The sequence below is a fragment of the Acidiphilium sp. AL genome (assembly GCF_025499445.1).
GTDB classification, from domain to species: domain Bacteria; phylum Pseudomonadota; class Alphaproteobacteria; order Acetobacterales; family Acetobacteraceae; genus Acidiphilium; species Acidiphilium iwatense.
Genome location: NZ_JAIMBZ010000008.1, coordinates 1 through 19406, shown reverse-complemented (window position 1 = coordinate 19406; position 19406 = coordinate 1). Strand labels below are relative to the sequence as shown.

The 19406-nt window shown below is 64.7% G+C and carries 15 protein-coding genes and 1 pseudogene; 8 read left to right on the top strand and 8 right to left on the bottom strand.

Annotation, left to right across the window (positions count from 1 at the left end; all coding sequences use genetic code 11):
• Positions 1-29 precede the first annotated feature (29 nt).
• Positions 30-971, top strand: coding sequence for a YihY/virulence factor BrkB family protein (locus AiwAL_RS07470; protein ID WP_262312442.1), 942 nt, complete (start codon positions 30-32; stop codon positions 969-971).
• Here the strand turns inward: AiwAL_RS07470 and AiwAL_RS07465 are convergent.
• The 4 genes from AiwAL_RS07465 to AiwAL_RS07450 all read right to left on the bottom strand — a co-directional run bounded on the left by AiwAL_RS07465 (position 968) and on the right by AiwAL_RS07450 (position 4716).
• Complete coding sequence (locus tag AiwAL_RS07465) at positions 968-1957, bottom strand: ABC transporter permease (protein WP_235703848.1); 990 nt, start codon at positions 1955-1957, stop codon at positions 968-970. The two genes, AiwAL_RS07470 and AiwAL_RS07465, sit on opposite strands and share 4 nt — an antisense overlap.
• 17 nt (positions 1958-1974) lie before the next feature.
• A complete protein-coding gene (locus tag AiwAL_RS07460; RefSeq protein WP_262312441.1) occupies positions 1975-3009 on the bottom strand; it encodes a substrate-binding domain-containing protein in 1035 nt (344 codons plus the stop codon).
• 14 nt (positions 3010-3023) lie between these two features.
• Entirely contained in the window at positions 3024-3785 is a 762-nt protein-coding gene (locus AiwAL_RS07455; protein ID WP_235703846.1) for an ATP-binding cassette domain-containing protein, read from the bottom strand.
• Between the two features lie 175 nt (positions 3786-3960).
• Positions 3961-4716 carry a FadR/GntR family transcriptional regulator gene (locus AiwAL_RS07450; RefSeq protein ID WP_262312440.1) on the bottom strand — a complete coding sequence of 252 codons (756 nt, stop codon included), beginning with the start codon at positions 4714-4716 and terminating at the stop codon, positions 3961-3963.
• A 109-nt stretch (positions 4717-4825) separates the two neighbouring features.
• Here AiwAL_RS07450 and AiwAL_RS07445 point away from each other — a divergent pair, with 109 nt between their 5' ends.
• From AiwAL_RS07445 to AiwAL_RS07425, 5 genes are all read left to right on the top strand, one after another.
• Positions 4826-6109 (top strand): L-fuconate dehydratase, encoded by a 1284-nt coding sequence (locus tag AiwAL_RS07445; protein ID WP_262312439.1) that lies wholly within the window; start codon positions 4826-4828, stop codon positions 6107-6109.
• A complete protein-coding gene (locus AiwAL_RS07440; RefSeq protein WP_235703843.1) occupies positions 6109-6873 on the top strand; it encodes an SDR family oxidoreductase in 765 nt (254 codons plus the stop codon). The genes AiwAL_RS07445 and AiwAL_RS07440 overlap by 1 nt, the downstream gene beginning before the upstream one ends.
• Positions 6874-6974: 101 nt before the next feature.
• Positions 6975-7391, top strand: coding sequence for an RbsD/FucU family protein (locus tag AiwAL_RS07435; RefSeq protein ID WP_235703842.1), 417 nt, complete (start codon positions 6975-6977; stop codon positions 7389-7391).
• Between the two features lie 4 nt (positions 7392-7395).
• Positions 7396-8220, top strand: coding sequence for an amidohydrolase (locus tag AiwAL_RS07430; protein WP_262312467.1), 825 nt, complete (start codon positions 7396-7398; stop codon positions 8218-8220).
• Positions 8221-8366: 146 nt separating this feature from the next.
• Complete coding sequence (locus AiwAL_RS07425) at positions 8367-9779, top strand: APC family permease (RefSeq protein WP_235703840.1); 1413 nt, start codon at positions 8367-8369, stop codon at positions 9777-9779.
• Between the two features lie 25 nt (positions 9780-9804).
• On the opposite strand, the gene AiwAL_RS07420 is transcribed toward AiwAL_RS07425, so the two are convergent.
• Complete coding sequence (locus AiwAL_RS07420) at positions 9805-10500, bottom strand: cysteine hydrolase family protein (protein WP_235703839.1); 696 nt, start codon at positions 10498-10500, stop codon at positions 9805-9807.
• 20 nt (positions 10501-10520) lie between these two features.
• A complete protein-coding gene (locus AiwAL_RS07415) occupies positions 10521-11375 on the bottom strand; it encodes an EamA family transporter (protein ID WP_262312438.1) in 855 nt (284 codons plus the stop codon).
• 244 nt (positions 11376-11619) lie between these two features.
• Between AiwAL_RS07415 and AiwAL_RS07410 the strand changes: the two genes are divergently transcribed.
• Together AiwAL_RS07410 and AiwAL_RS07405 are read left to right on the top strand one after the other, a co-directional pair.
• Positions 11620-13293 (top strand): Na/Pi cotransporter family protein, encoded by a 1674-nt coding sequence (locus AiwAL_RS07410; protein WP_235703837.1) that lies wholly within the window; start codon positions 11620-11622, stop codon positions 13291-13293.
• Between the two features lie 336 nt (positions 13294-13629).
• On the top strand, positions 13630-18414 hold the full coding sequence (locus AiwAL_RS07405) for an NAD-glutamate dehydrogenase (RefSeq protein ID WP_262312437.1): 4785 nt from the start codon (positions 13630-13632) through the stop codon (positions 18412-18414).
• Positions 18415-18695: 281 nt separating this feature from the next.
• Here the strand turns inward: AiwAL_RS07405 and AiwAL_RS20365 are convergent, their stop codons facing one another.
• Together AiwAL_RS20365 and AiwAL_RS20360 are read right to left on the bottom strand one after the other, a co-directional pair.
• Complete coding sequence (locus AiwAL_RS20365) at positions 18696-18938, bottom strand: hypothetical protein (protein WP_408851368.1); 243 nt, start codon at positions 18936-18938, stop codon at positions 18696-18698.
• A 176-nt stretch (positions 18939-19114) separates the two neighbouring features.
• A pseudogene (locus tag AiwAL_RS20360) lies at positions 19115-19270 on the bottom strand (ATP-binding protein); the annotation flags it as partial.
• Positions 19271-19406 lie beyond the last annotated feature (136 nt).

Genomic DNA, 19406 nt, shown 5'->3' with positions numbered 1-19406 from the left:
GTGGCCTTCATCCAAGGGAGTTGAACAGGATGCGGCGAGACCGCGGGCACGAAGCGGATGCGCCGTGGCAGATCCCGGTGCGCGGTTGGATGGATATCCTGGGCCGGGCCTGGAAGGAAACCGGCAAGAAGAACCTGTCGCTCGTTGCGGGCGGGGTGACCTATTACGTGCTGCTGGCGCTGTTCCCCGCTCTGGCCGCGCTTATTTCGGTCTATGGTCTGGTCGGAAACCCGGCGGAGGTGACGAAAATCGTGCAGTCGCTGTCCGGCGTGCTTCCGCCCTCGACCTCGACACTGATCGCCAGCGAACTGCACCAATTCGTCACCGCGCCGCGCGGGAGCCTGGGCTTTGGTGCGGTTGTTGGCATCGTGATCGCGCTCTGGAGCAGCATGCGCGGGATGAGCGGCATGATGACGGCGCTCGGCATCGCCTACGATCAGCCGGAGCGACGGGGATTCATCTGGTTCAACGCAACCGCCCTGCTGCTGGCCGTCGTGGTTATCGTCGGCGGGTTGATCGCCCTGGCGCTCGTCGCAGGCCTGCCTGTGATGCTGAACGGAGCGGGTGCGCTCGGTCCGGCGCGCTGGATCGGTCTGGTCGTCGAATGGCCGGTTCTGATCGTGTTCGTCATCGGAATGCTGGCGCTGATCTACCGCTACGGGCCGGACGGGGACGAACCGGAATGGAAATGGACTTCGCCCGGCACGATCGCGGCCACGATTTTGTGGATTATCGGTTCGGTCCTGTTCACCGTCTATGTTTATCACTTCGACAGTTACAACACGACCTACGGCGTATTGGGTGCGCTGGGGATTCTGCTGACCTGGATGTGGCTGTCGGCGTTCGTCGTGCTGTTCGGGGCCGAGATCAACGGCGAATCCGAGCGGCAAGCGCGGCAGGATACCATGGTTGGCGTCCCGTTACCGATGGGCCAACGGGGGGCGGGGGATGCCGGCACGGTTGCTCGCTAACGCAGGCGGCGACGCAGATTGTCGATATAGACCGCGCCGATCACGACGATGCCAAGGATGACCTGTTCGACATAGGAGGAAATGCCGGCGAGCTGGGTGCCGTTCTTCAGGATGGTCATGAGCAAAGCACCGAGCACGCTGCCCAGGATGGTGCCGACGCCGCCGAACAGCGAGCCGCCGCCGATCACCACCGCGGCGATGGCGTAGAGTTCGTAATTGGCCCCCGATGTCGGCTGCGCGGCGGCGGTGTAGGCGAGATAGACGATGCCCGCGAGCGACGAGATGACGCCGCCGAGGATGTAGATCAGCATCAGATGGCGCGGCACGTTGATGCCGACCCGGCGCGCCGCTTCGGGGTTGCTGCCGATCGCCAGGGTGTAGCGGCCGAACCGGGTTTTATTGAGAACGAACGCCGAGATCAGCGCGAGCACGATCGCGATCCAGCCCATATTGGGAAATCCCGCGATGGTGCCCTGCGCGATGTTCTGGAAGCTTTCCGGCAGGCCGAAGACCGGCGTGCCGTTGGTGGTGAGCAGGGCGGCGCCGAGCGCGATCGCCAGCATCCCCAGCGTCGCGATGAAGGGCGGCACGCCGAGCACGACGACCGAACCGCCGATGATCGCGCCCACCAGCGCGCCGAGCAGCAGGGTGAGTAGAATGCCTAGAACGATGCCGAGATGGGTATCGACGATCACGATGGCGCAGATCATCGAGGATAAAGCGACGACGGAGCCTTGCGAGATGTCGATCCCCGCCGTCGCGATGATAAAGGTCTGGGCGATCGCGAGGATGGCGATTACCGCGACCTGCTGGGCGATATGGAACCAGTTGACCGGGCTGAGGAAGCGCGGATTGAGGAAGCCGAAGACGACGACCAGGACCGCGATGCTGATCAGCGCGAAGGCGAGCTGGCGGACGAAGCGAAGCAGCGCCCGGCCGCGCGGAATCGTCTCGACCTGGATGAGGGGCTGGGTTTGCTGATCCATCGTCCGCTTTGCTCCGGTCAGCTGCCCGGCTTATAGTTTGGCGCGTATTGGCGGATCGCCGCCGTCGCTTTCGCGCTGCTCAGATTTTTCGGAGTCAGCAGAAAGTACGGCGTATTGATGCGCTTCGGCAGGGTTTTTCCGGCGAGCTTGTCGAGCATCGCGACGACCGCGTAATAGCCCATGTCGTAGGGCGATTGCAGGATCGACGCCTGGATGATTCCCGATTTGACATAGGCGATCTCGCCGAGATCGGCATCGAACCCGACGACCTTCACCTTCGCGTGGGCGCGCTGCACCGCCTCGGCCGGGCCGAGAGCGGCACGGTCGTTGGCGCCGAAAATCACGTCGAGATGCGGATATTGGGTCAGCATGGTGGTCGCGATGCGCAGCCCCTTGCTGACGCTGTTCTGCGAATACTGGATCGGCCCCATCCGCTTGATGGCGGAATAGGATTTCATCCCGAGCATGAATCCCTTGGGCCGCGCGATGCCGGTGGAGGCGGTGTGGTTGAAATCGACGATCGCATATTGGCCCTTGCGGTTCATCAGGTGTTCGGCGGTATATTTCGCGAGTGCCGAGGCGGCGCCGACATTCGAGGTGGCGAGGAAGCAATCGGCGATGTTGGGCGACAGGCCGGAATCCACCGTCACCACCGGGATGCGATGGGCGAGGGCGGATTTGACCGGCTTGAGCAGCGCCTGCGGGTTCTGCGCGGCGAGGATGATGCCGTCGGTGCCGGCGGTCACCGCGTTATTGACCATCGCGATCTGGCCGGCGAGGTCAAGGCCGCTGGCGGGCGCTTCGAAATTCACCGTGACGCCGAATTTCTTCGCCGCCGCGTCGGCGCCGTCGCGCACCGCGAGCCAGTAGGGCGATGCGTTGGATTTGGTGATCAACTCGAAATGATAATGCTTCGCGGGTTTGGCCGGCGTCGCCAGCGCGGCGACAGTGGCGCTCGGTGTCGCGGCATCGGCCTGGGGCGCGGTGAGTGTCGCGCCGGCGGTCAGCGCCGCGGCGCCGAGACCGGCAAGCATCAAACGTGTCGTTAGCATGAGTCTCTCCCTTTTCAGTTGTTGGTTTCCGCATCGGCATAGCCGGTCATGTAGCGGATCAGTTCGGTCTGCGAGGTCTGGTTCGATCGCGCGTCGAACACCGCGCGACCGCGATACATGACCATCACCCGGTCGCAGACTTTCAGGATCTCGACCAGGTTATGACCGATGAACAAGACGCCGATTCCCTCGCTCGCCAGTTGCCGCGCCATTTTCAGGACGTTTTCGGTCTCCATCACCGCGAGCGCCGCGGTGGGTTCGTCCATGATGACGATTTTCGCCTTCCAGTAGATGGCGCGTGCGATCGCCACCGCCTGGCGCTGCCCGCCGGACAGGTCGAGCACCCGCGCCGACGGATCGGGGATGTGGCTTTCGATGCGGGCGAGGAGGGATGCGACCTCGCCGTGGATTTTCGCCTCGTCAAGCATCGGAATCAGGCCGGCGAGGCGGCGCACCGGCTCGCGGCCGAGAAAGATGTTCGCGCCGACATCGAGATGATCGGCCAAGGCGAGATCCTGATAGATCGTCTCGATGCCGGCGTTGCGCGCATCGCGCGGCGTGCGGAAGGCGACTTCGGCACCGGCCAGCCGGATCGTGCCGGCATCGGCCCGATGGACGCCGGAAATCACTTTCATCAGCGTCGATTTGCCGGCGCCGTTGTCGCCGACTACGCCGAGCACCTCGCCGGGAGCGACCTGCATCGATACGCCGCGCAGCACCTCGACCGCACCGAAATGCTTGTCGATGCCGGCGACTTCGAGGGCAGGGATGGTCATGCGCGCGAGTCCGGCGTTTGAAGGCGGCCAAGGAGCAAAGTAATCTGCGCGGTCGTTCGGACAAGCCGCCTCATCTTTGTTTCCTCCGGCACCGGACTAATTGGCCTAAAGGCCGGACCATTCGCTGGGTTCAATTACCAATAAACGACAGGCATGACAAGCTAAACCGATAGCATTATTCGCGGAGAAAAACATCGATCACCATGTCGAGATGGACGATCATCGCGTCGCGCGCGCCGGCCTCCGATCCGGCGCGGATCGAGTCGAGGATGGCAGCATGCTGGGATTCTGAATTCGTGATCATCTCGGCGGTTGTGTAAAGCGATTGCAGCCGGCGGAACATGCCGCCATAGGCGTGACCGAGCAGCAGGATCATGAACTGCTCGAACGCAGCGTTGCCGCTGGCCTGGGCAATGCGGATATGGAACATCCGATCGCCGGGATGGGTGGTGGAGCGCGCGCGATTATCGGCGACATTCTGGGCGAAGGCGGCTTCGATCGCCGCAATATCGGCCGAGGTGGCGCGCCGTGCGGCAAGGGCGGCGGCCTCGGGTTCGACCAGGCGGCGCGCCTGGAGCAGCGCGAAAGGCGGGATTTCGACATCGAGATCGAGCGCGACCGGCAATTCGGGATCGGGGCCGGGACGGGTGAGGCGCATCACCCGGCGCATCAGCGAATCGCCTTGCGCCTCGGCGGGCGGGATCGCGCGGACCAGAACCCCGTCACCCACCCTGACATCGACGAGGCCGAGCACTTCGAGCGCGATCAGCGCCTCGCGCACCGAGGACCGGCTGACACCCAGGGAGGTGGCTAGATCGCGCTCCGGCGGCAGGTAGCTGCCCGGCCTATAGACGCCGCTCGCGATCAGGTCGCGAATCTGATCCGCGATCTGGCTGTAGATCCGGCGATTGCGGATCGGTTCCAGTGCCATTCCTGGTTTCGCCCTCCTGGCTGGCTTGCGTGACGCAAAATGGCTTGATACTGGTTGCTTAGCATTGGTCCGGCCATTGATCCAGTGACCAGATGAGGGGACGCTTCCGATGACCCGTATCACGGGATTCGATGCCTATGATTTGCGGTTCCCGACCTCGCGCCAGCGCGACGGGTCGGACGCGATGAACCCGGACCCGGATTATTCCGCCGCCTATGTGATCCTGCGCACCGATCAGGACGGGCTCGCCGGCCACGGGCTGACCTTCACGATCGGGCGCGGAACCGAGATTTGCGTCGCCGCGATCCGCGCGCTGGCGCCGCGCGCGGTGGGGCTGGAGCTTGACTGGATCAGGGAAAATCCGGCGCGGTTCTGGCGGCATCTGACCGGCGATTCGCAATTGCGCTGGATCGGGCCGGACAAGGGCGCGCTCCATCTCGCCACCGCCGCCATCGTCAACGCGGTGTGGGATTTATGGGCGAAGGCTGAGGGCAAGCCGGTGTGGCGGCTGGTTGGCGAGATGAGCCCGGAGGAGATCGTCCGGGCGATCGATTTTCGTTACATCACCGACTGCGTCACGCCGGAAGAGGCGCTCGATTTTCTGCGCGATGCCGCGCGCGGCAAGGCTGAACGGCTGCGCACGCTGCTGGCGGGCGGTTATCCCTGCTATACCACCTCGGTGGGATGGCTCGGTTACGACGATGAAAAGCTGCGCCGGCTGATCGGCGAGGCGATGGCGTCGGGGTTCCGCTATCTCAAGTTCAAGGTTGGGCAGAATATCGACGACGATATCCGCCGGCTGACGATCGCGCGCGAGATCGCCGGGGCGGATTGCCGGTTCATGATCGACGCCAATCAGGTCTGGGAGGTCGGCCAGGCGATCGACTGGGTGAAGCGCCTGACTTTCGCCGATCCGTGGTTCATCGAGGAGCCGACCTGCCCGGACGACGTGGAGGGGCATCGGGCGATCCGCGCGGCGGTGGCGCCGGTCAAGGTCGCGACCGGCGAGATGTGCCAGAACCGGGTGATGTTCAAGCAGTTCATCATGCGCGGCGCGATCGACGTGGTGCAGGTCGATGCCTGCCGGCTGGGCGGGCTGAACGAGGTGCTGGCGGTGCTGCTGATGGCGGCGAAGCACGAATTGCCGGTATGGCCCCATGCCGGCGGCGTCGGGTTGTGCGAATATGTGCAGCATATCTCGATGATCGACTATCTGGCGATCTCGGGGACGATGGCGGATCGGGTGATCGAATATGTCGATCATCTGCACGAGCATTTCATCGATCCCTGCGTGATCAGCGACGCCGCTTACATGCCGCCCGAGGCGCCGGGCTATTCGATCGCGATGAAGCCCCAATCCCTGCGCGATTATCGGTTCGACGGGGGAGTGTGATGGAACTCGGGTTGTCGGGCCGGGTGGTGATCGTGACCGGCGGTTCCGCCGGGATCGGCGAGGCGATCACGCGCGTGCTGATTGGCGAAGGTGCGGTGCCGGTGGTTTTTGACCGCGCGCCGCCGGAAGATGCGCCGGGCAGCATTGATTTTTGCGCCGTCGATCTAACCGATGTTGATGCCTGCGGCGAGGCGGTGCGGCGCGTGGTGGCGCGGCACGGCAGGATTGACGGGCTGGTGAATAACGCCGGCGTGAATGACGGCGCCGGGCTGGATGCCGGGGTGGGTGCGTTCCGCGCATCGCTGGAACGCAATCTGGTGCATTACTACACGATGATGCATTTCTGTCTGCCGCATCTGCGCGCTTCGCGCGGTGCCGTGGTGAATATCGCCTCGAAAGTGGCGCTGACCGGGCAGGGGCGCACCAGCGGCTATGCGGCGGCGAAAGGCGGCCAACTGGCGCTGACGCGGGAATGGGCGGCGGAACTCGCCGGCGATGGCATCAGGGTGAACGCGGTCGTGCCGGCCGAGGTCGATACGCCGATGTACCGGGCGTGGCTGGCCGGTTTTCCCGATCCCGCCGCACGGCGCGACGCGATCGTCAGGCGGATTCCGCTCGGCGCGCGGATGACCCGGCCCGAGGAGATCGCGGCGAGCGCGGTGTTTCTGTTGTCGGACGCCGCATCGCATAGTACCGGGCAATGGCATGTCGTCGATGGCGGCTATGTCCATCTCGACCGGGCATTAGAGCAAGGCAGATTTTGATTGAACCATTGCGTTCAATCAAAATCTGCCAACTTGCTCGCCAAAATGAGAGTAGAGGTGATCGACCCAGACGATCACCGCTAAATGAGGGGAATGACTGAATGCTGTTAGGGATCGATCCGCTGCTCACCGCCGATCTGCTTCATGCGCTGCGCGCCATGGGGCATGGTGACGCCATTGCGATTGTCGATGCGAATTTTCCGGCGACCGCGAACACCCGCCGGCTGGTGGTGCTGCCGGGCTGCGACGCCAGCGCCATGCTGCGCGCGATTCTGAGCGTGCTGCCGGTGGACGATTTCATCGCCCACCCGCTGACCACGATGCAGGTGGTGGGCGACCCGGACGCGGTGCCCCCGGCGGTGGCCGAATTTCGCATGATCGCGGGCGAGGCGGGAATGGGCAGCGTCGAGCGCCATGAGTTCTACCGCCTGACGCGCGAGGCGTTCGCGATCGTGCAGACCGGTGACCGGCGGCTTTATGCCAATGTCATCGTCACGAAAGGCGTGATCCGGGCATGACGTGATGCGCATCGACGCGCATATGCATCTCTGGCTTGTGGCGCGCGGCGATTATGGCTGGCTGACGCCGGATTTGCCGATCCATCGCGATTACGATCTCGCCGATGCGCGTGAGGTAGCCACGGGAATCGAAGGCGTGGTGCTGGTGCAGGCGGCACCCACCGAGGCGGAAACGCATTTTCTCCTGGAGATTGCAAGAAACTCGGATGGATTCGTGCGCGGCGTCGTCGGTTGGACCGACCTCGCGGCAGGGGATGCGCCCAAGCGGATCGCCGCACTGGCCCGCGATCCCCTGCTCAGGGGATTGCGACCGATGCTCCAGGACATCGCCGATCCCGGCTGGATTTTGCGCGGCGACGTGGCGCGCGGGCTGGATGCGATGGTGAAGGCTGGGCTCGCGCTCGACCTGCTGATCCGGCCGGCGCATCTGCCGCATTGCGTGGCGCTGGCGCGGCGCCATCCCGGTCTTGCCATGGCGATCGACCATTGCGCGAAACCCGACATCGCGGACGGTGCCTTTGCTTCCTGGGCCGACGTGATCGGTGCCGTGGCCGGCGAGACAAGGATAGCGTGCAAACTCTCCGGGCTGGTCACCGAGGCGGCGGGCGATGCCAGGCTGGACGCTATCGCGCCCTATGCGCGTCACGCGATCCGCGCCTTCGGCCCGGACCGGCTGATCTGGGGCAGCGACTGGCCGGTGCTCACCCTCGCGGGCGATTACGGGGCATGGCGTGCGGCGGCGCAAGCGCTGGTCCGGCAGGAACTGCCCGAGGCCGAGGCTTTGGTATTCGGCGGCAATGCCGTGCGGTTCTATGGGCTTGGCGGCTGATTTTCCGCGATAGCGCGGCCGTCTCTGCCGCGATGCGCCGCCGATTATTTCTGGTGAACGATGCCGCAGAAAATGCTACGCTCAAGAACTGATTCCGATTATCGCGCAGCTCTGCAAAGGCCGAGGAGGTTGATTTGGAGCCGGACATGTTCGAAACGAACCGGAGCAATCCTGGAAAATCAGGGTATCCTCAGGAACTGGCCCGAGGCCTGAATCTCATCGAGAACATAGCCCTGGTGCTGTCGGACATCACGCCGATGGCGTCGCTGCTCGTCATCGCGCCGGTGGTGTTGAGCACGGCCGGCTCGGGCGCCGTTATCGCCTATCTGCTCGCGGGATTCGTCGCGATCAATATCGCGCTGTGCATGGGCGAACTCGGCTCGGTCTTCCCGGTTGCCGGGGGGTTGTATTCGATCGTCACCAAAGTTCTGGGCCGGCCGATCGGCTTCCTCGCCCTGCTCGACTATATCGGTCAGGCGATCTTTTTGCCGGCCAGCATCGCGATCGGGATCGGCACCTATCTTCATGCGCTCGACGCCGCGATTCCCGAAAACATATCCTCAGCAATCGCCATGGCGCTGATCACCCTGCTCGCGATCGCCCGCATCACCGCCAATGCGATTTTCGTCAGCGTCTTCCTCGTCATCGAAATCGGCGTGCTGACCTTCATGACCGTCGGCGGCCTGATCCATGTCACCCAGCCGATCGGCATTCTGCTGCACCCGGTCCTGCTGGTCGGCCAGACCGCGACGGCTTCCGGCGCACTGCATCCGGTGACGGTCGACGCGATCCTGGCCGCCCTGGCGGCTGCCTTGTTTTCGGTCAACGGCTATGACAGCGCCATCAATTTTTCCGAGGAGACCAAAGGGCCGGCAGCCAATATCGGCCGTGCCGTCATCATCGCCTGCTCGGTCGGGGTGGTTTTCGAAATCATCCCGTTCGTGGCCAGCGTTTTCGGCGCGCCCGATCTCAAGGCCTATCTTGCGTCGCAGACGCCGCTGACCTGGGTGATCGAGCAGGTTTTCGGGACCCTGATCGCGAGCCTCGTGCTCGTCGGCGCGATCGCCGCGATCGTCAACGCGACGCTCGCGATCACGCTGCAGTTTTCCCGAATCGTCTGGGCCAGCGCCCGCGATCAGGCGTGGCCGATGCCGGTCAACCGGGCGTTGGGCAAAGTGAGCCGGCGTTTTCATTCACCGTGGGTTGCAACGCTTTTGGTCGGCATCTGCGCCACCATCCTCGCCTATCAGTTCACCCTGGTCAGCGTCGTTACCTTCACGTCGGTTCTGCTCGTCGTGCTGTATGCGCTGGTCGCGATTTCGGCGATCGTCCATCGCGTCCGCTCCCGTGGCGAGGCGACGCCGTTCAGAATGCCGTTCTGGCCGGTCCCGCCGCTCATCGCCCTGATCGGTTCGGCGGTGACGCTCTATGAGCAGACCTATCAGGATATCCTGACCGTCGTGGCGATTTTCGTGGCCGGGCTTATCTATTACGGCCTCTATCTCGGCCGCCGCGGGGTGGGTTACGCGCCTTCGGCGGTCCCGGAAAACCTGCCGTGAAGAACGGCACCGGAACCAACCGGAGCTACGCGGGCAGATAGCCCAGAAGCTCGTCGGCGCTCATGACGTGGCAGTAGATCATGTTGATGATCTCGAGTTCCTTCCGGTGAAGGTCGTCGCTCGCGGCGGCACAGGCGTCCTCGATGACGATGACCTCGAAGCTCTCATCGGCGAGGCTGCGGACCGTCGAGGAAACGCATTGGTCGGTGAAAATACCGGTGCAGATGACCTGGCTGACTCCGAGATTATGCAGGATGAGGCGCAGATTCGTGCCGGTCAGCGCGGAATCGGTGGTTTTGGTGACCACGATCTCGTCGCCCACAGGCGCGATCGCCGGAACGATCCGCGCGGCGTCGCTGTCGCGGGGCAGCAGGAGATTGTTCCATCCCGGCATTTTCTGGCTGAGCGAGCGATCGCGCCCGTCAAGGGTCTGGCAGGCGATCCGGGCGAAGAGCACCTCCAGCCCGCCGGCGCGGAACCGCGCGAGGAGGCGCGCGATGGTCGGTAGGACCAGGCCGTGCATGCGCGTGTGAAATCCGTCCCACGCGTGATAGGCGTCGAGATCCCTGCCGTGCAGCGTCGCGATGTCCGGGCGTTCGAGATAGGTGTTCTGCACGTCGATGACGAGCAGCGCGACCTTGTCGCGCCCGAGCGCCGGGTCCGGCGGCTCCGGGGCGTTCTGGTAGTAGAGCGAACGGAAAGCGGTTTTCCAGTTGGACATCGGGTTCTTCCCTGAACGGGTTAGCGGATGAGCAGGATGCCGCCCATGACGAGCAGTGCGGCGACGCAGCGGACCGGCCGGAACCGCTCTTTCAGGACGAAAGTGGCGATCGCGACCGAAAACAGCACGCTGGTGCCGCGCAAGGCGGCGACGACCGCGATCGGCGCCACCGTCATCGCCCAGATCGCGATCCAGTAGGAGGCGAGCGACATCGCACCACCCGCCAGCCCCTGGCGCGTGTGGCGCAGCAGTTTCATGAACGAGGACGCGCCGCGGCGCCAGAGGACGATGATCGGCAGCGGCAATCCGTCGAGGACGAACAAAGTGGCGGCGTAGGCGCTGGGATTTCCGGCGGCGCGCGCGCCGATTCCATCCGTCAAGGTATAGAAGGAAATGATCAGCGCGGTGAGCAGCGCGAAGCCGATAGCGCCACGATTGGTCGCGACATTCCATCGTCCGCTCAGCGACAGCAGGATCACGCCCAGGCCGAGCACCACCACGCCAATTGTCGCCTGTGCACCGATCGGCTCGGCGACCAGGGCAAACGAGGCCAAGGCGGTCAGCAGGGGCGCGCCGCCCCGCGCGATCGGGTAAATCTGGCTCATCTCCCCGCGCCGGTAAGCTTCGGTCAGCGCCAGATTGTAGCCGAGATGAAGTGCAATCGAACCGAGCAGCCATGGCCAGGCCGCCGCCTTCGGGGGGCCGAGGATCAGCATGAACGGCAGGCCGATCAGGCCGGCGCCCGCGGTGATCAGGGTCATCGCCAGGATGGGTTCGAGGCGCACCTTGAGGAAAGCGTTCCAGCCGGCATGCATCGCCGCTGCTGCGAGCAGTGCGGCGAAGACGACGGGGCCCGCGGTGAGAGACGGCGTCACCGGCAGGAGCCGATGCCGGACTCTGCCAAAAGAGGGGTTCGCAATTCCATCATGTCAGAGATTTTCGCCATCCGTCTCCTCTTTTCATGGCAGAAGCCCGTTTTTGTGTTGTCATAATTGTCATAAATGGATGCCATATCCAGGCCTGGGGTGAAGCGGGCTGGCCTGCTGCCGGCGCATTGGACCGCTGCGAAATTGGCTCATATCGAACTGAATGCTGCGGAACTGCCCGGCGGGGGGGGGGATGCGAGTGACGGTAACGCTGACATTTCTCGATCTCGCGGGGGCGGTCGCGCTGCTGCTCTGGGGCGTGCGCATGGTGCAGACCGGCGTGCAGCGGGCGTTCGGCGCCCGGTTGCGTGGCTTTCTCGGCGGCGCGCTGCGCAATCGGCTCACCGCCTTTCTGGCCGGCATGGGCATCACCGCCATCATGCAGAGCAGCACTGCGACCGGCCTGATGGTGACCGGCTTTGTCGCGGAGGGGCTGGTGGACCTGGTGCCGGCGCTCGCGGTCATGCTGGGGGCCAATGTCGGCACCACGCTGATCGTGCAGGTTCTTTCGTTCGACGTGGCGGCGATCGCCCCGGCGCTGATCCTGGCCGGGGTTCTGCTGTTCCGCCGCGCGACGGCGGGCCCGCGCGACTTCGGCCGGGTGCTGATCGGCCTCGGTCTCGTGCTGATGGCCCTGCACCAGTTCGTGGGCGTGCTCGCCCCCTATGAGAACGTGCCCTTCCTGCGTCTTCTGCTCGGCGCGGTCGCGGCCCAGCCGGTTCTGGACGTCGTTCTTGCCGCGATTTTCACCTGGGCCGCGCATTCTTCGGTTGCCGTCGTTCTGCTGATCATGTCCTTCGCGGCGAACGGCACCGTGCCACCGGACGCCGCTTTCGCGCTGGTTCTGGGTGCCAATCTGGGCACCGCGTTCAACCCGGTGCTGGAGAGCGGCGCCGGCGACGACAGGGCGGCCAGGCGGCTGCCGATCGGCAATCTGCTCAACCGGGTGATCGGCGTCGCGGTCGCGCTGGCTCTGCTGCCGTATATCGGGCGGCTGATGGCGGCGATCGAGCCGAACGGCGCACGCGCGGTGGCCGATTTCCACACCCTGTTCAATCTGGTGCTGGCGGCGGTGTCCTTCCCGCTGCTGACGCCCTATGCTGTCCTGCTGCGGCGCCTGCTGCCGGCGCGGGTCGATCCGGCCGATCCGTCGCGGGTGATGTATCTCGATCCTCTGGCGCGCGAGACGCCGGTCGTGGCACTCGGCGGGGCGGCGCGCGAGGCGCTGCGGCTCGCGGACGTGCTGGAATCCATGCTGGTCGGGCTCAGGGACGTTTTCGAGCGCGGCGATCGCCGGCAGCTCGCCGAGACCAGGCACCTCGACAACGTGCTCGACACGCTCAACACCGCGATCAAGACCTATCTTACCGGGCTCGACCCGGAGGCGATGGCCGAGGCCGATCATCGCCGGGTGGCGGAAATCCTGACCTTCGCCCTGAACATGGAACACGCCGGGGATGTGGTGGACCGGAACCTGCTCGGGCTCGCGGCCAAGAAGATCAAGCGCGGCCTGGTTCTCCCACGGGAGGGTCAGGCCGAATTGCTCGGCGTCATCGATCGATTGATCGCGAACGTGCGGACGGCGGCGGCTTTGTTCGTGACCGAGGATGCGCGCGCGGCCCGCCTGCTCGCCGCCGAGAAGGAGGCGTTCCGGGATATCGAGGCTCACGCCACGTCCGTGCATTTCGAATGGTTGCGGGCCGGGCGGGTCGATATGGCCGAGACCAGCTCGCTGTATCTCGACACGCTGCGCGACCTCAAGCGGGTGAACGCCCACCTTGTCGCGGCGGCGGCATACCCCGTGCTTGAGGGCAAGGGCGAACTGCTGCCGAGCAGGTTGCGCCAGGACGGGATGGAGGAAGATTAGGGTATGATGAGTTTAGGCTCATCACACTCAATCTCTTTGTTTGGCGAGCAATTTCATGGCTTTGCCGGATCGCTCCGCGATTCCGTCAAACGCCATATGGCTCTAAATACATCAGGCGGGCGTTCTGCCGGCAGGGAAGGTCAGCATGGTTCAGTTCACCGATCATGGAACAACAACCGAGCACCATCGTCGCCGTGTCGTTACCGGATTACTGATCGATCACATAACGATCCTGTGATGGCTCTGCGCTGTCACCCAGACCTGATAGATACGCAGACGCCACAGCGAAGTACCGGTATCCCGGATATTTGCCGACATAGGACGAGGCACGCCACCATGACCATCAAGACCCAAGCGGACCGCATACAAGGTGACAGCGAGATCGGCGGCCAACGCCCGGGGCGCGATGCGCTGATCGGCCAGATCGCGGGCGCGATCCGGCGCAGCCTTCAGGGATCGGCGGGCGATGCGGCGTGCCGTTTTCTGTTGCAATATACGGCAGGTATGGCAACCACCGATCTCGCGACTCGCTCGGCGGAGGACATCGCCGCTGCGTCGCTTTCGCTATGGTCCTTTGCGCAGGAACGCAAGCCCGGCACCAATAGTCTGCGGGTGTTCAACCCGCGTGGCAGTGGGGCCGGCTGGGGCAACGCGAATGCCGTGCTAGAACTGATCAACGACGACAAGCCCTTTCTCGTCGAGTCCGCACTCGCAGTGCTCCAGTCCTTCGAGCAGCCGGTTCATGCCCTGATTCATCCCGTGTTGCCCGTCACCCGCGACGGGGCCGGGCTTTTGCAGGCGATTGGCACCGGCAAACCTGAATCGATGATCCAGATCGCCTTCGGCCCGGAGGCCGATGCCGCGCGGATCGACGCGATCGCTGGAAGCCTCAGGCTGGCGATGGCCGATTTGTCGGCCGCTGTGGCCGATACCGAGCCCATGCGCACGGCCCTGCACGCGACGATCGAAACGATGCCCGAGGGTTCTGAACGCGATTTTCTGAACTGGATCGGCCAGGACAATTTCATCCTTCTCGGCATTCGCGATGTCCGCATGGGGCCGGACCTGAGCATCCTTTCGCCGGAAGCCGCCAGCCGGGCCGGGGTGGCCCCGTCGCTGGGTGTGCTGCGCGACCATGCCAACATCGTGTTCGATGTCCTGCGCGACGCTGAAACCTGGCGCGTGATCGCGCACGAGGCGCTGGGCCGGTTCGATCATATTGCGGTGGCGAAGGCCGACAGCCGCAGCCGCGTCCATCGAGCGCAACTCTACGATGTCGTCGTGGTCAAACGCCACAGTGCAGAGGGCGCGCCGATCGGGCTAACGTTGTTTGCCGGTCTGTTCGTTGCGGATTCCTATAACCGCAACCCACGAAGCATCCCCATGCTGCGCGACAAGGTCGATCGCATTCTCCATGCGTCCGGCGTCGATCCGGCCGGGCATGATGGCCGCGCCCTGCGCCATATTCTCGATACCTGGCCGCGGGATGATTTGTTCCAGGGCATTCCCGGAGAAATCCTCACCGCCGCCATGCGGGTGATGGGCCTGCAGGTGCGCCCGGAACTGGCCCTGTTCGTGCGGCGCGATCCGTTCGGGCGGCATCTTTCCGCGATCGTGTTCGTCCCGCGCGACCGGTTCGATACCACGCTCCGGCTCAACCTTGCTGCCATGATCAATCGCGCCACCGCGGGCGAACTCGCCGGATACGCGATTTCAATGGGCGACGGACCGCTCGCACGAGTGCATTTCATCATCGCGGCCGAACCGGCGCGGGCGCGGGCGCTCGATGTCGCCGCCCTCGAAGCGGCCATGACCGAGGCGGCGCGGAGCTTTCGGGAACGGCTCCGCGAAGCGCTCACCATGGAACAGGGCGGCGTGAACGCTGCCGCAACCCTTGCCGATTGGGGCAGCGCGTTTCCCGACGATTATGCCGCCGTCACGCCGGCAACCATCGCGGTGCAGGATATCGAAACCGCCGCGGCGGCCCGTGCGGCTGGCCGGTTCCGGCTTGCGCTGTCGCGGCCGTTCGGGGTGCCGGAGCATCGGGTGGTTCTAAAGCTGTTCCGGGCCGACGAACCAGTGCCGCTTTCGGATATCGTACCACTGATCGAAACCCTCGGGCTGCGCGTGATCGAGGAGGTGCCTTACCGCTTGGTCGCGCGCGGCGGCGTGGTGATGCTGCAACGCCTGACCCTGGAAACCGCCGATGGCGCGCCGTTCAATCTGGCCGGGCGCGGTGGCGCGGTTCTCGACGCGATCGAGGCGGAATCGGACCAGCGCTGCGAGATCGACGGGTTCAACCGCCTGATCCTGCGCTCCGGGCTGGACTGGCGCGAAACCTGGCTGCTGCGCGCCTTGTTCAAGTGGTGCCGTCAGGTCCGCGCCCCGTTCAGCCAGGGCGCGGTGGAAAGCGCGCTGGCCGCGCACCCAGCGGCAGCGCGGCTGCTGATCACGCTGTTTCATACCCGCTTCGATCCCGACCGCCCGCGCGATTCGGCGGCCGAGGCCGAACTGGCCGCCCGCTGGGTCCGGCTGCTCGACGATGTCACCAACCCAGATGAAGACCGTATCCTGCGCCGGCTCTACCTGCTGCTGGACTCTGTGCTGCGAACCAATTTCTACGACCGGACCAGCCCTCTCATCGCGCTCAAGATCGACAGCGCCAAGGCCGGGGACATGCCGCTGCCGCGCCCGATGGTCGAGATATGGGTACACGGCGCGCGGATGGAGGGCTGCCATCTGCGCGGCGGCATGATCGCGCGCGGCGGGATACGCTGGTCGGACCGGCGCGACGATTTCCGCACCGAAATTCTCGGTCTGATGAAAGCCCAGATGGTCAAGAACGTCGTCATCGTGCCGGTCGGGGCGAAGGGCGGCTTCGTTCTGAAATGCCCGCCCCCGCCCACCGGCGATGCGAATGCCGATCGCGAGGCGTTCATGGCCGAAGGCATCGCCTGCTATCGGCTGCTGATCAATGCCATGCTCGACATCACCGACAATCTGAAAGGCGGTGAGGTGGAGCCGCCCGCGCGGATCATGCGGCGCGATGGTGACGATCCGTATCTGGTGGTTGCCGCCGACAAGGGCACTGCGACCTTCAGCGATATCGCGAATGAAATCGCGGTGGCGCGCGGGTTCTGGCTTGGCGATGCCTTCGCCTCGGGCGGCTCGGTCGGGTACGATCACAAGGCGATGGGCATCACCGCGCGCGGCGCCTGGGTGAACATCGCGCGGCATTTCGACGAGCTGGGCCACGACATCCAGAGCCAGGACTTCACCTGTGCAGGCGTGGGCGACATGTCGGGCGACGTGTTCGGCAACGGCCTGCTGGTGAGCCGCCATACCAAGCTGCTCGCCGCGTTCGACCATCGGCACGTGTTCATCGACCCCGACCCCGATCCGGCGGCGAGCTTTGAGGAACGCCGCCGGCTATTCGGGCTGAAACGCTCTTCCTGGGCGGATTACGATCCGGCCCGGATTAGCGCGGGCGGCGGTGTCTATCCGCGGCAGGCCAAGACCATTCCCCTCACGCCGCAGGCAGCTTCCATGCTGGGACTTGAGCCGGAGCCCCAAGAACCCGACCGGGTGTTACGGGCGATCCTGACAATGCGAGTCGATCTGCTCTATTTCGGCGGCATCGGCACCTATGTGAAAGCGGCCACCGAGACCCAGGCCGACGCGGGCGACCGGGCCAACGACGCCATCAGGGTCGATGGACGGCAGATCGGCGCGCGGGTGATCGGCGAAGGGGCCAATCTCGCGGTGACCCAGGCCGGGCGGATTGAGGCGGCGCAGGCCGGCGTGCTGATCAATACTGACGCGCTGGACAATTCGGCGGGTGTCTCGACCTCGGACCACGAGGTCAATATCAAGATTTTGCTGGCTGGCGCCATCGAATCGGGCGGCCTGACCGCGCATCAGCGGGTCGATCTGCTCGGCTCGATGACCGATGAGGTGGCCGCACTGGTGCTGTGCGACAATCACCAGCAATCCCAGGCGATTTCGCTCGACGCGCTGGGCGGAGCGGCCGATCTGCCGGCGCAGAACGCGCTGATGACTCGGTTGGAAGCGGCGCGCATTCTTGATCGTGCCGTAGCCGGGTTGCCGGATGCATCCACCATGGCGGCGCGTGCCGCCGCAGGCCAGGCGCTGACGCGGCCCGAACACTGCACGCTGATGGCCCATGCCAAGCTCTATCTCGGTGCGGCGATCGATGTCTCGCCTTTGGTCGATGATCCGGCGCTCGACGCCGCATTGGTCGAATATTTTCCGGCGACCCTGCAATCGCGGTTCCGCGCCGATATCGAGCGCCACCGGCTGAAACGCGAACTGATCGGCACCGCGATCACCAATGAATTGATCAACCGGATGGGGGCGGCCGCGTTCGGGCGGATCGGTGCCGAATCCGGGCAGGATGCCCCGGCGATCGCGCTCGCGGCCCTGATCGCCCGCGCCGCGTTCGACCTGCCGGAACGCTGCCGCACGATCGAAGACCTCGGCATGGCGGTGCCGGCCGCCCTACGGCTTGGCATGTTGCAGGCGGTGCGGCGGTTGCAGGAAGCCACCGCACGAATCCTGCTCGCCGGCCCGTCGCTCGGCGCGATCGGTGCTGAGGTGGCCGCCCTCCGTCCCGGTCTCGCCGCCCTTACCGAAGCCGCCTACGACCGGCTACGCCGGACGGATGAGGTACGCATCATGACCGAGCAGGGCATCCCTCCAGAACTCGCCTGTTTCACCCAAGCGTTGCCTGATCTGCTGGTCGCGCCGATCGTGGTTCGGCTGGCGAACCGGCATCAATGCAAGATCAAGACGGTCCGCACGGCCTGGATCGGGACCGGCGAGAGTTTTGCGATCGATGCGTTGCGCAGCTCGCTGGCCGCCGTGCCCAACACCGGCGGCTGGGCGGCACGCGCCACCGCGTCGCTTGCGGATGAGCTCAACGAATTGCAAAGCCATCTGGTCGAGGCGACCCTGACCAGAGGCTGTGTCCCCGCAGATCTGCGCATCACGATCGGCCGGCCGGCCGAGACTGCCGTGGCGCTGGCGCACGAAGTCGCACTGCTGCCCGACCTCGCGGCGATGATCGTGGCCGTGCGCGCCCTGCGGGGCGTCACGGCCTGAACGCAGCATTATACCATGTGTGGACGGCGCCGTTTTGGCAAGAGCTTTCTTTCGGGATGACATTTGGTTGGGTGCAGCCATGTGTTCGGCCTTGAATGAAGCGGCTCTCATGGCCGCGGCCCTGATGAGATTCGCGGACCGGATCCAACCAGCGGAACGTGCTTGGAGGCACCTGGCTTTCCTGGACTTTCCCGATCCTCGGCTCGACCGATTTGTCATCACGACATTGCAGCCCTCACCAAACGCGTACCCTTTTTTTGACCGCCGGCCCTACTGGGCAATTATGCCGCAGCGCCTGTGACTGGTACACATGCCTTGGCAGCCAGGAATTTCTGGCCGCTGTGGATCAAGGTCCAGGCGATACGCGCCAGCTTGTTGGCGACTGCAATCGCCACGACCCGAGCCGGCTTCGTGGCAAGCAGCCGGTTGATCCATGAGGCGAGCGGGGTTGCCTTGTTGCGCGCCGCGTAAATTGTAAAATCGCGCGCAATAATGACCCCTTGAGGGGCGAAAATCGCGTCCAATTCCGACCCCCTTCGTCGTTAGGTATGGCGTTAGTGGAGGGGGCTTATCCACGTAGTGCATAGGGGGGACCCGCGGCCTTCGACGCGCGCCATCGAGCGCAAGCGGCGGAGGGCGTGGGGGGTTCCTGTGCACCCACGTGGATAAGCCGGGTGGGGGTCTGGGGGAGGGTTTTTGGTCAGCTTCGGTGTTTGAAGCGCCAGCTTTCGTTGCTGGTTTCGATGATATCGCAATGGTGGGTCAGGCGGTCGAGCATGGCGGTGGTCATCTTGGCGTCGCCAAAAACTTGCGGCCAATCGGCAAAGGCGAGATTCGTGGTGATCAGCAGGGAGGTGAACCGCGCCGGGAATCCTGGAGGCTCCAACTCTTGAGTAGGATGGAGCAATGGAAAAGCGGAAGACATCGAACAGATATTCACCTGAGGTCCGCGAACGCGCGGTGCGGATGGTGCTGGAGCATGGCAAGGATCA

Coding starts and splice junctions, on each gene's coding strand:
- AiwAL_RS07445 (WP_262312439.1), top strand. CDS start 4,826: ATGACCCGTATCACGGGATTCGATGCCTATGATTTGCGGTTCCCGACC.
- AiwAL_RS07410 (WP_235703837.1), top strand. CDS start 11,620: ATGCGAGTGACGGTAACGCTGACATTTCTCGATCTCGCGGGGGCGGTC.
- AiwAL_RS07455 (WP_235703846.1), bottom strand. CDS start 3,785: ATGACCATCCCTGCCCTCGAAGTCGCCGGCATCGACAAGCATTTCGGT.
- AiwAL_RS07430 (WP_262312467.1), top strand. CDS start 7,396: ATGCGCATCGACGCGCATATGCATCTCTGGCTTGTGGCGCGCGGCGAT.
- AiwAL_RS07405 (WP_262312437.1), top strand. CDS start 13,630: ATGACCATCAAGACCCAAGCGGACCGCATACAAGGTGACAGCGAGATC.
- AiwAL_RS07465 (WP_235703848.1), bottom strand. CDS start 1,957: ATGGATCAGCAAACCCAGCCCCTCATCCAGGTCGAGACGATTCCGCGC.
- AiwAL_RS07420 (WP_235703839.1), bottom strand. CDS start 10,500: ATGTCCAACTGGAAAACCGCTTTCCGTTCGCTCTACTACCAGAACGCC.
- AiwAL_RS07470 (WP_262312442.1), top strand. CDS start 30: ATGCGGCGAGACCGCGGGCACGAAGCGGATGCGCCGTGGCAGATCCCG.
- AiwAL_RS07440 (WP_235703843.1), top strand. CDS start 6,109: ATGGAACTCGGGTTGTCGGGCCGGGTGGTGATCGTGACCGGCGGTTCC.
- AiwAL_RS07460 (WP_262312441.1), bottom strand. CDS start 3,009: ATGCTAACGACACGTTTGATGCTTGCCGGTCTCGGCGCCGCGGCGCTG.
- AiwAL_RS07450 (WP_262312440.1), bottom strand. CDS start 4,716: ATGGCACTGGAACCGATCCGCAATCGCCGGATCTACAGCCAGATCGCG.
- AiwAL_RS07435 (WP_235703842.1), top strand. CDS start 6,975: ATGCTGTTAGGGATCGATCCGCTGCTCACCGCCGATCTGCTTCATGCG.
- AiwAL_RS07425 (WP_235703840.1), top strand. CDS start 8,367: ATGTTCGAAACGAACCGGAGCAATCCTGGAAAATCAGGGTATCCTCAG.